The sequence below is a fragment of the Porphyromonas miyakawae genome, assembly GCF_045865415.1.
Lineage (GTDB): Bacteria > Bacteroidota > Bacteroidia > Bacteroidales > Porphyromonadaceae > Porphyromonas > Porphyromonas miyakawae.
In genome coordinates, this window is sequence record NZ_BAAFSF010000004.1 from 321,990 (window position 1) to 335,889 (window position 13,900).

A 13,900-nucleotide genomic window follows, 5' to 3' on the forward strand; every position below is an offset into this window, starting at 1 on the left:
GCAATGTCAGCACCACAAGAGGTTTTCGCTTCTAGTCGCCCCTCATCTCCACCCCATTCGGTGGCACAAATTCATTCTCATAAGGCTGACACGACATCCAATTTTTCCCCTTTAATGGCAGATGGGAAAAGCATCCTTGAGCAGATTAATGAGAAAAGAAACAAGCGAAACCAAGAGCTTGAAGATGCCATTCTACGTGAAAGTCTCGAATATCCGGCTATTGATCTGTATGGAGAAAACAGCTGGGGACGCTACGTAAACCCTTTTGTCGGGACCTCTACTGCAGAGATACCCGCCACGTACGAAATCGATTGTAATGGGTTCGTTATGCCTTTGGACGGCAATATACGACTCACTTCGCATTATGGCTACAGAAGACGCTTCCGTCGTATGCACAGAGGTGTGGATATGGGCCTTACTACCGGCGATACCGTACGTGCAGCTTTCGATGGGAAAATACGTATCGTAGACTATGAACATAAGGGATATGGCAAATATGTAGTTATACGACATCCCAACGGCTTAGAGACCGTCTATGGACACATGAGCCGTCAATTAGTACGCGAAAACGATATTGTGCGTGCAGGAGAGGCTATTGGGTTGGGTGGCTCTACCGGGTTAAGCACGGGACCGCACCTACACTTTGAGCTTCGCTTTATGGGAATTGATATCAATCCCACTCAAATCATTGACTTTGCTAATGGAGCACCCCTGAGGGATATATTTACCTTCAAACGAGGATCAACTGCTCAGGCCGGTGGTAGCTATGCCTCTTCGGCTCGTCGTACGAAGGCCTCTTCCTCAAAAAAAGCTGCTCATAAGCCGGAAGTGTACCGCATACGCAAGGGAGATACCCTGAGTTCTATCTCTAAAAAGACCGGAGTATCGGTGAAGAAGCTGTGTCAAATCAATAAGATTACCCCTAAGACCACCATTCGTCAAGGGAAGACACTGCGCATACGCTAAGTACCGTTGTCTCAAGAAGAGACGAGAATATAATAAAACGTCCGTTCCCCTCCACTGAGGCGAGCGGACGTTTGCTTTAGGGGCACAGAAGGTTTAAGCAAGAGGACTTTTATAACCCACTCGCTCAGTTAGGACAGAGCCGAAAGAATGCTCAAACCCTCCACGCATCTCATAGTGAAAAAGGGGCGCATAGGCACCCCTTCTTCACATGGTAAGCTAAGTAGTAGCTACTTATCGTATTAGCTTGTGCACAGCTCCGTGCTGCATGATAAAGTAAACACCTTGAGGCAATGCTTCAAGAGAAACGCCATCGGCACAACCCTCATATAGCTTCACTCCTACAGCATTATAGAGCTGTATCGGAGCCTTTGGGTCCTTTGCATTCCATTCCAAGAGAGTGGCAGACGCACCTTTGGCCTTGAAATTCACCACTATATTCATATCGCCATCGACTAATACCAAACGATACATAGAGCCGGGAGACATTACACTCTGCTTAAAATCTTCAGGATGATACGTTCTTTCATTGATAAGCACGCTCTCTACTTCGCTTGATTCATTAGGGATCAGGTCAAGTACAATCTCTACATCCTTAGGAATCTTATCGCCGTCCTTAAAGTGCTTGTCTTGCAAATAGACATCTGCCAAACCTTTACTTGCATCATACTTCAACGATAGCGTGGCATATCGGATAGCATGTGCCGTAATGGTAATATTTACATCCTCACGCACGGTAAAATAGGCTGACAGCGTTTTGCCCTCCTTATCAAATGAATAGCGCTCAAAGTGAATAGGGGTACCGTTGTAAGTTGCCTCATCCATTACGTATCCATCTAATGGTTTCACAAGCAGCAATACATAAGCCCCGTCACTGATACGGTCTCCACTCTGATAAACTCGCTGGAAACCCTCTACAGATACCTCGCACATGGCCTTATCATAGGTGAGGGTGAGCAGATGCCCCTCATCATTGCCTGCATACACGGCTAACGTGGGCAGCAGAAGGAGAATGGAGGCAAATAGTAATTGAGTAATTCTTTTTTTCATATCTCTTTTTCCTCATTAATTGCACTGCAAAGGTAAGGATAAAGGCTCTTTTAGGCATCCGGAATGAGCTGAAATACCTACTTTTGCGATATGGATACAAGTCAGAGCCGTTCGGTACTTATTTTCCTCCTGGCTGTGCTGTTTCTCCTATGTTTTCCATTGGGAGGTATAGCGCAGCAAGTACGTATTCGTGGCATAGTTAAGGATAGAGATGGAGCACCGATACCCTTTGCCAATGTAAAGTTATCGGGGCGTGCCGTAGGCGCAGCTACTGATCTTCAAGGGCGCTATAGCTTTACGTCAGCACCGGTTAAGGATTCTGTAGCCATTCTTTTTAGTGCTATCGGCTATCGAACTGTAACGAAAACTTTCCCTAACGGTATTCACGACTCACTTCGTATAGATGTATCACTTCCTGATGATGCTATTGCGCTGCAAGGCGTTACGGTTACCGCAGCAGCGCAACAGAAGAATGTAATGGAACAGATCAAGCCGGAGCACATACTCATTACAGCCGCTCCGGTAGCCGGTGTAGAGGCATTGGTCGCCACTTATGCAGGGGTCACGCAAAACAATGAGCTAAGCAGCCAGTATAGCGTGCGCGGTGGCAGCTACGATGAGAACATGGTGTACGTAAATGGCATGGAGGTGGCGCGACCCTTACTGGTGCGCTCGGCACAACAAGAGGGGTTGAGCTTTGTTCATCCGCATATGACGGAGCGAGTTAACTTCTCTGCCGGAGGGTTTACCGCTGAGTTTGGGGACAAAATGTCGAGCGTTTTGGATATACGATATAAGCGTCCTAATCAATTTGAAGCTGCTGTAGATGTAGGGTTACAAGGGGATAATGTATATATAGGCTCTCGTCGGGGGGGATTTTCTCAAGTAACGGGCATTAGGTTCAAAGATGGGCGCAATATGCTCTCTTCTTTAGAGACAAAAGGAGAGTATAGGCCTATCTATTTCGATGCTCAAACCTATATGGTGCAGCGCATCTCTTCTCGCTGGCAACTCTCTCTTTTGGCGAATGTCTCGCTCACGGACTACACGTTTATTCCTCAAACGCGCGAAACCGTCTTTGGCACGATGAGCAATCTGAAGAAGGTGCGCATCTACTTCGATGGTCAAGAGCGGGATAACTTTCTTTCTACCTTTGGGGCGCTCACCGCTGCTTACACGCAAAACGAATCCATTCGCCACACACTTAGTGTAGCTTACTTCGGTAGTAGGGAGCGAGAGCGTTATGATATTGAAGGAAGCTACTTTCTGCAAAGCGACGTATCCGAGAGTGATCGGGATCTTCCGGGGGATGTGTCCCTATCTGCCTTAGCTACGGGGAGCAATTTGGAGCATGCGCGCAATACCCTTCAGTCGCACCTGCTGACTACTTCCTATCGACTGACCTATATTCTCAATGAGCGGCACACGCTGCGTGCCGGTGCAGATATACGGGGAGAATGGGTCAGCGACCGTATTTCCGAGTGGACTCTACTTGATTCTGCAGGCTTTAACCAACCTCATTATGAAGACCGTATTGAGATGCTCTACAATCTATACTCAGCCCAACGCATTCAATCCTTACGTGCTTCGCTTTTTGTACAAGACGAGCTTAAAATAGGGCAATGGCATTTGGTTCCGGGTCTCAGAGCCTCTTGGTGGTCTTTCAATAAGGAGTTGATCGTAAGTCCCCGCTTCGTTGCCTCTTACCACCCTAAGCGTGCCCCCAATCTATTAGTTCGATTAGCTGCCGGACTCTATTATCAAGCCCCCTATTACAAGGAGCTACGCACCATTGAACCGGATGAAAACGGCAACAACTACGTAGCACTCAACCACAAAATAAAGTCGCAAGGCTCCATACACTTTGTTAGTGGTGCGGATTACTCTTTCCGAGCTGCCGGTCGTCCCTTTAAGCTCACCGGGGAGGTTTACTTCAAATACCTTTTTCATCTGAACCCCTACCGAGTGGATAACGTAAAAATCCGCTATATGGGAATGAATCCGGCCAATGGGTATGTAGCCGGTGTAGACATGAAGCTATTCGGAGAGTTTGTGCCGGGTGTAGACTCCTGGATTACAGCCTCTTTGCTTCACAGTCGACAGAGCTTACCCGGAGTGGGACATATGAAGCTGCCTAATGCACCTTCGTATAATCTTTCTCTATTCTTTCGCGACTATTTCCCTAATTTTAAGCCTATTAGCCTCAGCCTACGAGGACTTCTTTCCGGTGGCTTGCCACAGTTTAAGCCCGCAGAGGGCTTCGAATTACCCACTTTCACAGGGAAACCCTATATGCGTGTGGATGTGGGGCTCACCTATCGATTCTTTGATCGCGAGCGTGCCAGACGAGCCTCTTCGTGGGATATATTCAAGTACATAGAGGCATCGGTAGATCTATTCAACCTATTTGACAATGCGAATGTAAGTGGGTACTACTGGGTTACGGACGCCAATAATCACGTCTTTGCCGTACCCAACTATCTTACGCGACGACAACTCAATATTCGCCTGTCTGCCGCTTTCTAAATTTCCATTATTTGCTCTACCGCTATCTGCGGATAGTCTCTACTCAGCCTGTCTGCCGCCTCATTGATACGGGCAAGATGCAGTGCCTTATCTTTGGGTCTATGGAGTACCAATCGCTGAAAGGCCTCTGCTTTTTGCAATGCAGTATAATCCTTTGGATCAAGCCAACCCGACATAAGCCGCTCAAATAGTATTTGGATGGCCACTTCCGAAGGGTGTACCATATCTTCTGCATAAAAGCGGTAATCGCGTAGTTCATCTAATACAATCTCATACGCAGGAAAGTATAGCAACCGCTCTCCGTACCGCTCCTCCAACAGCTCTCTCAAGAGTACCAAGCGTGCCTTACTGCTTGCATTGCCCGCCGCCCCATAAGCCATGTAGCGTATAGGACTTATGGAGAGCAGCACCTGCAGTGTAGGATTCATAGCCAATAGCTTATCCAGCACCGGGGTAAGCGCATTGTACATCTCCTCCACAGAAGCCAAGCGACGTATAAATTGATCGGCAGGGATACGATGACAGTTAGCCACCACAGCACCACTCTCTTTCCATTGATAGTAGTAGGATGAGCCGAATGTAAGCACCAGCCAATGGGCATCAGCAAGGCAGCTACGCGCCTCTTGCAGGGCATCGTTTAGTCTATCCAGAAGAAGCTCTTGCCGCACATCACTCAAAGAGGAGTGATGCATAAGACTAACCCAACGTCCATCTGTGTATAGCAAATCATCCGCTGTATAGAAGCGTTCGGGAGAAGCTATATCGTCCAAGGCACGGGCTATGGAGAGAGGATTGTACAGTGTGCCGTAGGGATTGACTAATATAGAGAACCCCAAGCTGTACAGTTTGTGTGCCATTGCATCACTAAAGCAGCTGCCCAGCGACATGAGTTGTGCTCCATAGCGCAAATAGCTGCTTGATGTCACTCCATTCCACTCGACCGGTGTGGTCAATGAAATACTTTTTCGTCTTGTTTCTCCCATCTGTATGGCAAAATTAGCCTTTTCATTCCAACTTTATCGCTTCGCGCTCCGACAGCCGGTAGCTACGACTTATTCATGGCGCAAAGGATCCCTTTTCAAAGGCTGAAAGTATATAGCGCTCATTCCCCTAAAAGCCCTTTGAAAAAAGGTTCTGATGTTTCATCTAAAAGGTATAGATGTTTCATTCAAAAGGTTCAGATGTTTTGAATGAAAAGTTCTGATCTTTTTTTGCCACTCATCTTTCGGGTTGCCCATAGGAATGAATCAACCGCTTTATTCCATAGATGAGCAATAAGAAAGAAATAAATAAGTATATTTGTCTCGGTTTGTAGATAGCTACTCACTTTTTTATAAAAATGATTGCGCTAAAGTGCGCATACAGGAAAAAGACAGTTTAACAAAATAACCAAATAGCAAATCTATGAAGCGACTATTACTCATGCTTTGCATGATTCCGCTTTGTGTAGGGACACTTTTTGCACAAGAAGTATCCGTAAGCACAACGAATTATGTAGAATTAATTGTAGCAGAGGGCTCTACAGAGTTTTCTTGCTCCGTACAGAACAACGATAAGAAGCCCATTATCGTGGATTGGGGCGACGGGAAGACGGAGTCTATCCCCAGTCTATCCTCTTATTACGGCACAAACATCAATCATACGTACAGCACTGCTACTGCACACGGATTGATTGTAAAAATAGATGCTACGGATCTTTCGGCTCTTAAACTTAATTGGAATAGTAAAAACCTATCCGGCATCGGCAAGTTCTTTGCGCCTGAGCTAAAGGAGTTTGACATGGGACTTTCATCCTTTACGCTAAACGACTCCAAAGAATTAGACTTCACCCATTGCCCAAAGTTAGAGTACCTTTCTATTCAGAATACCTCTATAGTGCCCAAGCTGGACGGACTAACAAATCTAAAGAGAATAGCTATACGCTCTTACTTCGACAAGAAGAGCAAGCTCTATGCGCAACTTAATGTCCCTGTATTGGATTTATCTGCAAGTACTTTAACCAGCCTCACGGACCTGCGTATCACCAGTCAAAAGATAGACAAGATAATCCTGCCAAGCCAGCCTATGCCTAACTTGACCTCTCTCTCATTGGAGCAAAACGAACTGATGCGAGCAGAGAATCTGAGTACGATTACCGCTAATAAAGACCTCACTGATATTGATGTAAGCGGCAATTATTTAGGATTCAATGATCTACCTGTAAAGAATCCGGCTGTAAGCTATTATGATTACGACTACAACACGACCTATAAGATCAATCAAAAAAACTACATCATTCAAAAGGAATGGGTAAAAGACAACCAAGTAGACCTCAGCTGCATGATGGGGATCCCCGACCCTTATGCCAATACGACTACCGATAGTAAGATTTCATGGTTCAGAGCCGATACTAAAGCCGCTATTCCTGAAGAAAACTATACCATCACTAATGGTATAACCACATTCGATGCAAAGGCTTTCCCCGAAGGAAAAGAGGAAATGGAGGTATTTGCTAAGCTAACTAATTCACTGTTCCCCGGAATTGGGATGACCGGATCCCTCGCAACACTCCCCGTTACCGTTAAGAAGATTGCACCTACGCCAACCGGCCAAAGTGTAACCTATACCAAGAGCTACGAGAATGGCGATATAGCAGTTAGTGTAAGCCAAGAGGATGGCACCGTAATTGAAAGCGGGAGCTTGGTAGAAAAGAAAACAAAGCTTAAGCTGAAAGCAACTGTACTCAAGGGAGATTACAAACTAAAGAGCTTTAAGATCTCTTGGAGTGATGATGTCGGTCCAATATCAGATGTACTCTACTTCTCTGACTACGACTTGGTGGACGGCTCCTATGTCAAGCAGTGGACTATGGATGAATACCCCGTCAAGATTGAACTATTCTACGATTTACCCGCACCCAAAAAGGCTAAATTGACCATTTTACCAAGTGAAAACGGAACTATTGAGGTAGAGCAAGAGGGGACTTTCCTTAATGATGGAGCTGAAGTAGCCGTAGGTAGTGCCATTACCGTAAGAGCTATGCCCAAAGAGGGTGGCTTTGAGGTAGTTTCTATTACGATAGGCAGCAAGGTATACCAAGGGGATGAGCTACCCCGCAATGGATTTGGCGTCGCTGTATTAGAAGGGATCATTATCAACGAACCAACTACCATTAGTGCCCTATTCCAGGCTATTCCATTACCGCAGCATAAAGTAACCTATAGCTTCCCCGATCAGATAGCATCCTATATTACCGTAAAGGCAAATAATAAGGATCTCGCAAGCGGTACTCTTGTAGACGAGGGTACAGATGTTGTATTCACCTACACAAAGGGAAACAACAAATGGGACATTGAAAGCTGGGTTTTGGATGGCAAAGAAGTAGCAAACACTAAGGGCCAAAGCATCTACGTGCTAAATGTAACGAAGGATAGCGAGGTGAGTGTGAAGATCTTCAATGAAGCAGCTACCGTAACCACAGATTTGATCAGTGTATGCCTCTTAGACAATGGGAATACACTTGAGGTCAAAGGACTACCGGAAGCAGCTTTTGTACGTATCTACGACTTACAAGGCCGAGAGCTAATCGCTACCCAACTGCATCAAATTGATGTAAGTAACCTGCCTAATGGCAACTACATAGTAAGTACCGAGCAGGTTAGACTGCGCTTTATGAAGTAGAGCTACACGCTTCTTAACTAATACCTACAGGCAGCCGCCGCATCTTATCTAAATGCGTGCGGCTGCCTCTTTTATGGTATCTACAACACACTCCCCGGAAAACTTTTGTATTTCTCACAAATTAACAGCTTGCGTTCAATTAAAAAAGCTATATTTGCTAATAGATAGCAGAGAAATATATCCTTGTAAAGAGCAAAAGATACGTCGCATCACGTAGAACATCGTATTTTTAGCAAAAGAGGATTAGACAAAAATTAGGATAAGATAATATAACAGAATAATTTATGAGACGACTATTACTTACTTTCGGCGTGATGCTGATAGCTACCTGTGCATTAGTAGCTCAGGATCCATCTATTAGCACCACTGAGTACGCTGAATTAATCGTTGCCCCTAAGGCAAGCAGTTTCAGTGTTGAGGTTGAGACGGAGGAGATGAATCCGCTTATCATTGACTGGGGGGACGGCTCTCCTATTGAGACAAAAACTCCCATTTACACAGGAGCAAGAACTCGTATTAAACATACTTTTAAGTCAGTTTCTGATGAGCCTCGTATTGTTAAGATAGACGCCACTCACTTACTTTACTTCGGAACAAGCTATTCAGAAAAAAACTTTTCCGGGATCGGTACGATTATGGCTTCTAAGCTTGAGACCTTTGATGCCGGTTACAATGCCAACTTCAAGGATAGTAAAACGGACTTTTCAAAATGTCCCAAGCTAAAAGTTCTAAGACTGTACAATTTAGGTAGTAAAGCGCAGTTAGCCTCTATGCCTGAGTTGACTGAGTTAACCATAGAGTCCGCTTTAGACTTCTCGACCTGGCTACCGACCACATCTGCCCACTGGGAAGTTTTTGACTTGGGTCTTTTCCCCAAATTGGAGAAATTGAGTATTAGCAACCAGAAAATTGACAAGGTCATTGCACCTGAAGGCGGAATGCCTAACCTCACTTCCATAGAGCTTGGCTTAAATGACATCCTTCATGGGAAGAATCTCAATACACTTACCAATAGTAAAAAATTGGTTGCCGTTGATTTGAATGGGAACTATATGACCATTGAACAACTTCCTCAGAAGAATCCCGAGGTAACATACACAAGGCCCTATGGTTCGCCCTTTAATATCCAGCAGCTTGGTGCCCATTTGGCTCCCGAAGTGGTAAAAGGAAGAAAAGTAGACCTCAGCTACATGAGCAGCATTGCACCTCAGTTTGGCACCGGTGATCCTGTAGCAACTAAGTTTGTGTGGTATTTCGGAAGCGTAACTGATAAAGAGCTAAAGCCTGTCCCCACGGAAGCTTATACGATTGAGAATGGAGTTACTACTTTCAAAGATGAAGCTTTTGCCGAAAACGAAGAGGAAATTAAAGTCTTTGTTTCTATAGAAAATGCACTATTCCCCGCCATCTCCTATAACTCAACTAATAGAGACATCCTTTATAGTAATACACTGGTTATCAAGAAAAAGGAAGAGCCGGTTCAGATGGCTAAGTTGGCTGTTACGATTCCCGACTGGTTTGGAGGCAATGGAACCGTTATCCTTAGTGCAAACGGGAAACAAATCGGTGAACCCATTACAAAAGACACAACCATAGACATACCCTACGGCAAAGTAACGGTAAAGGCGATTCCCGATAGTCAGAGTGTACTCTACTGTATTGAAGATGACTTTACAACATACTTAGCCAAAGATTTAACTCTGGGAGAAGACGGAAGTGGTGAGATAACTGTGGATATACAGAAACCACAAAAAAGTGTTGTTGCAAGCTTCGAAAAGAAAAAGAGCGATACGGACGGACAGATTTTATTCCAAGAAGAGTATGAAGAGGGCGACATTGAACTAATGGTCTATCAGAAAGAAGACAATGGTCTTCAGAAGCTTTACAATGAAGATACCGTACCGGTTGGCACTCAACTATTATTAGGAGCGCGCATAAAGAACGGATCCTATAATCTGCTTGCGTTCAAGGTAGCCTACAAGGAGGACGGAACTCCTACTACCGAACGTATTCCTCTTAACGAATCAGACAAAGACGAGAGCGGAGTCTACGTAAAAGATTTTGTAGCAGTTGCAGGCACTATGACTATTAGCCTCGAATATGAAGCTAAGACACTCGCCTCTTACAAGATCACTGTCACACAGCCCAAGAATGGTCTTATCCAACTCAAGGATGCAGATGGTAACGATTTGGAAGCAACAGATGGCGCTTATGATGTAAAAGAAGAGGATGTAGTATATGTAAAGGTTTTTGCCGATGAAGGTTATAAGGTAAAATCTGTTACCATTGGCGACAAAACCTATACAGCAGCTGATGGCACACTTGAAGTAGATGACGAAGGAAATGCTGAAGTTGAATACACTGTTGCCGGCAATGTAGCAATCTCTGCCGTGATAGAGCAGAGTGCCACTATGTATAAGGTCACCTATAGCTTCCCCGATGAGGTAGCCGACAAGGTTACCGTAAAGGTGGATGGTGCTGCTTATGCCAGTGGAACGCCTGTAGCTAAAGACAAAGAAGTTGTATTCACTTATACCAAGGGCAACTCTAAATACGCAGTAGAAAGCTGGACAGTAGATGATGCACCCGTAGCCAATACAAAGGATCAGGATACTTATATACTTAAGGTAACCAAAGACACCAAAGTAGGTATGGTAATCTATAATGGTATTGATGCCATAGCGGCTGGCCATATAGCTGTTCGCCTTACCGATAATGGTACTCTGCTCCTCATTAGCGGTGTAGAGCTCAATACCCCGATCGCTATCTATGATCTCAATGGCCGTGAATTGATCGCCACTACATCACAACGCATTGACGTAAGCTCCCTCACTGAGGGTGTGTACGTAGTACGCATAGCAGGTGCAAGCTATCGATTCATCAAGTAAAACATCAAAGCTCGGCTGCAAAAGAGCAGCATAAATAAACTTTTCGGACAGCCGTTTGCAATCGCAGGCGGCTGTCTCTTTTCTATTTACAAAAGACACAACGGAAAACATCCGTATCTTTCACTTAAAATATCAGAATCCTTTCAAACGAAACATCTATAACTTTTAGATGAAACATCAGAATCTTCTCCCGAAGGCTTTCCAATGCTCTATTGAGTAGGTATGAGCGTGTCTTTTCCCATACCCAAAGAAGAGCCGCACCGCATTAGTTTAGTAACGCAGCACGGCCAAAGAATAAATTTCAATTACTCCGATTTCAACGTTGCTTTCTGTAGTAGAGCCTGACTCTCCAAAGCATTACGAATGGGCAGCCCCTCATTACGGGCGGCCTCTACTACACTATTTTTCTCCGGAGGAAGCGAGCGGGCTATGGCAATAATGGCCTCTTTGCGTGCCGGACCCAAATCATTTACTATAGAAAGGTAAGTGAGATAGGGAAGCACCACATTGAGTATTATTACATTCGCTGTATCCCGACTTATAGATCCCAGAGGTTTATCGGTAACTTTACCAAAATCATAGTGGTACTGCCAATACTCACTTGGCGCCACTGCCAAGATACTTTGCACCTCATCAAGTGTTTGCACCGCAGCTATTTGCTGCTCAATAGAGGGATGCTCATAGTGAAGCTTTGCCATGTGTGCCAAACGACGATGGGGAAACGCCACAGGTCGTAAGCGAAACTTCCTCACCGCTCCACAAATACACATCAAGCCATACTTAGCTCTAAGGAAATTCCACTCCTCTTGCAGGTGCCTCATATACTCATCCTCAGGGGCAGGATTAAGCAACCCGGCCGTACCGAAGTATAAAGCCTCTAATTGATCCAGATGGTCGGTATGTTTGCGGACTACACGAAGGGGTAATACACGTGCAATCTGTTCAAAAGCTTCGTTATTAACCCTCGCTCCCAGATAGCGAAGCAACATCAACCTAATGAGTGCCCCCTCATCTTCATTGATCGACTTTGAGTGGAGTCTTTCCCGAAGCGAGTCTACTTGTGCCGAGAGACGTTGCCGATAAAGCGTTTCACTTTGCTTTTCCCAATCCTCTAAGAGATTCCCCAAGCGGGTAACCCCTTCTCTGTTTTGCTCAAAAAGAGAGCAATCCTCAGGTAGAACCATACGACACGTGAGAATCGGTTTACCTGTAGTACGATGCATTATCGGCATATCATCCTCCACTACCACATGGAGGATTACATTGTCGTAAGCCGGATCTGTATCGTGTGCATGCAACTTCCATTCAGAGGCTGCATAATGCAACTCCACATTCCCGGTATGGATCAACTTACCGATACGCATTTTGGCAGCAAAAAAGTCGGGACCGGCATCCCTATTTCGCACACCGGGATGCAAAACTTCAGGGTAAACCATTGCCCCACTCCGATCTTTGATAGGCTCAAACAGCAACTTTCGGTAAGCTCGTTGCTCCCAAATTTGCTGTAGAATCTCCTCGGGCAGATGCTTCACAGCTTAGTAGGCGCGCTAAATATACTCGTTACCAAAGCGCAACTCGCTATCAGCCATAAAGGTTTTGATACGCTGCTCTTGGTCTTTCTTGCATATCATCAGCACATTGTCGTGCTCAGCTATAATACAATCAGAGATGCCCTGTACAATTGCAATGCGCTTTTCATCGGACAGCGTGACTAAGTTGCCCTCGGCTTCATAGAAAACTGCGTGGGTAATAGGTGCTGCATTGCCCTTGCTATCCTTTTCTGCAAAATCATACACACTGCCCCACGTACCCAGATCTGCCCATCCGAAGTCACCCGGCAGCACCAGTACGTTGTTGGCCTTCTCCATTACCCCGTAGTCAATTGAGATACCCGGAGAGTACGCAAAGCGCTCCTCAATGAAAGCACGCTCTTCCGGTTTTCCATAGGGGGCATCCTTTACAGCAAGGGCATTATAGACATCCGGTAGATGGCACTGCACAGCATAGAGTATAGTAGGCACATTCCATACAAACATGCCGCTATTCCAAAGAAAGTCTCCGCTTTTAATGAATAGTTCAGCCATCTCCCTACTGGGTTTCTCGGTGAAAACTTTCACTTTATGGAAGCCCTCTATCGTCTCCTCACTCCACTGTATGTAGCCATATCCGGTTTCAGGATGGGAAGCGACTACCCCTATCGTGATTAAGAAGTCGTTGCGTTGTGCAAAAACCAGAGCCTTTTGAGCCAACTCTTCGAAACGATCTTCATCCAATATCATATGATCGCTGGGCGTAACAAAGATCGTTGCATTGGGGCAACGTGAGGCAATATGCAGTGCAGCAAAAGTAATAGCAGGTGCTGTATTACGTCTGACCGGCTCCAATAGTAGGTTATCGGGGCTTAGTAGGGGCAACTCTCTGAGCGTTTCCTCTGCATATTGATCATTGGTCACCACAATAATATTCTCAGTGGGGATAAAGCGGGCGAAACGATCAAAAGTACGCTGAAGAAGCGTCTTACCACACCCAAAAAAGTCAAGAAACTGCTTGGGTTTACTTTCCCTGCTGACGGGCCAAAAGCGGCTACCAACCCCACCGCTCATGATCACACAATATGTATTATTCATATAGGACACTCTGGTTATATACTCTCACCTTTTTATACTGAGGGGCAGCTACGCACCCATTGTCTTCATTCATCTTTTCCAAGGCATTAGAATGATATACTACAAAGATAGTAATACAAAAGCAGAGCGTAAAAGATTGATGGGCATCACCACTCACTATTTTGTATGCAATACATTATTCTTTGT

General features: G+C 45.2%; 8 protein-coding genes. 4 read left to right on the forward strand and 4 right to left on the reverse strand.

The window, feature by feature from the left end; all coding sequences use genetic code 11:
* Positions 1-3: 3 nt before the first annotated feature.
* Entirely contained in the window at positions 4-966 is a 963-nt protein-coding gene (locus tag ACLWMH_RS06865; protein WP_411915957.1) for a peptidoglycan DD-metalloendopeptidase family protein, read from the forward strand.
* Between the two features lie 231 nt (positions 967-1,197).
* Here ACLWMH_RS06865 and ACLWMH_RS06870 read toward each other — a convergent pair whose 3' ends face one another.
* Positions 1,198-2,013, reverse strand: coding sequence for a hypothetical protein (locus ACLWMH_RS06870; RefSeq protein WP_411915958.1), 816 nt, complete (start codon positions 2,011-2,013; stop codon positions 1,198-1,200).
* Positions 2,014-2,103: 90 nt separating this feature from the next.
* Here ACLWMH_RS06870 and ACLWMH_RS06875 point away from each other — a divergent pair, with 90 nt between their 5' ends.
* Entirely contained in the window at positions 2,104-4,539 is a 2,436-nt protein-coding gene (locus tag ACLWMH_RS06875; RefSeq protein ID WP_411915959.1) for a TonB-dependent receptor, read from the forward strand.
* On the opposite strand, the gene ACLWMH_RS06880 is transcribed toward ACLWMH_RS06875, so the two are convergent.
* Positions 4,536-5,522, reverse strand: coding sequence for a GSCFA domain-containing protein (locus ACLWMH_RS06880; RefSeq protein ID WP_411915960.1), 987 nt, complete (start codon positions 5,520-5,522; stop codon positions 4,536-4,538). The two genes, ACLWMH_RS06875 and ACLWMH_RS06880, sit on opposite strands and share 4 nt — an antisense overlap.
* A 421-nt stretch (positions 5,523-5,943) precedes the next feature.
* Between ACLWMH_RS06880 and ACLWMH_RS06885 the strand changes: the two genes are divergently transcribed.
* Both ACLWMH_RS06885 and ACLWMH_RS06890 read left to right on the forward strand, forming a co-directional pair.
* Positions 5,944-8,199: a hypothetical protein gene (locus tag ACLWMH_RS06885; RefSeq protein WP_411915961.1), complete on the forward strand. Its 2,256-nt coding sequence runs from the start codon at positions 5,944-5,946 to the stop codon at positions 8,197-8,199.
* Between the two features lie 284 nt (positions 8,200-8,483).
* Positions 8,484-11,087, forward strand: a complete 2,604-nt coding sequence (locus tag ACLWMH_RS06890; RefSeq protein WP_411915962.1) for a T9SS type A sorting domain-containing protein — start codon at positions 8,484-8,486, stop codon at positions 11,085-11,087.
* A 305-nt stretch (positions 11,088-11,392) separates the two neighbouring features.
* On the opposite strand, the gene ACLWMH_RS06895 is transcribed toward ACLWMH_RS06890, so the two are convergent.
* Both ACLWMH_RS06895 and ACLWMH_RS06900 read right to left on the reverse strand, forming a co-directional pair.
* Complete coding sequence (locus ACLWMH_RS06895; RefSeq protein ID WP_411915963.1) at positions 11,393-12,619, reverse strand: DUF2851 family protein; 1,227 nt, start codon at positions 12,617-12,619, stop codon at positions 11,393-11,395.
* 15 nt (positions 12,620-12,634) lie between these two features.
* Positions 12,635-13,714 (reverse strand): mannose-1-phosphate guanylyltransferase, encoded by a 1,080-nt coding sequence (locus ACLWMH_RS06900; protein ID WP_411915964.1) that lies wholly within the window; start codon positions 13,712-13,714, stop codon positions 12,635-12,637.
* Between the last annotated feature and the right edge of the window lie 186 nt (positions 13,715-13,900).

Coding starts and splice junctions, on each gene's coding strand:
- ACLWMH_RS06865 (WP_411915957.1), top strand. CDS start 4: ATGTCAGCACCACAAGAGGTTTTCGCTTCTAGTCGCCCCTCATCTCCA.
- ACLWMH_RS06900 (WP_411915964.1), bottom strand. CDS start 13,714: ATGAATAATACATATTGTGTGATCATGAGCGGTGGGGTTGGTAGCCGC.
- ACLWMH_RS06885 (WP_411915961.1), top strand. CDS start 5,944: ATGAAGCGACTATTACTCATGCTTTGCATGATTCCGCTTTGTGTAGGG.
- ACLWMH_RS06870 (WP_411915958.1), bottom strand. CDS start 2,013: ATGAAAAAAAGAATTACTCAATTACTATTTGCCTCCATTCTCCTTCTG.
- ACLWMH_RS06890 (WP_411915962.1), top strand. CDS start 8,484: ATGAGACGACTATTACTTACTTTCGGCGTGATGCTGATAGCTACCTGT.
- ACLWMH_RS06880 (WP_411915960.1), bottom strand. CDS start 5,522: ATGGGAGAAACAAGACGAAAAAGTATTTCATTGACCACACCGGTCGAG.
- ACLWMH_RS06875 (WP_411915959.1), top strand. CDS start 2,104: ATGGATACAAGTCAGAGCCGTTCGGTACTTATTTTCCTCCTGGCTGTG.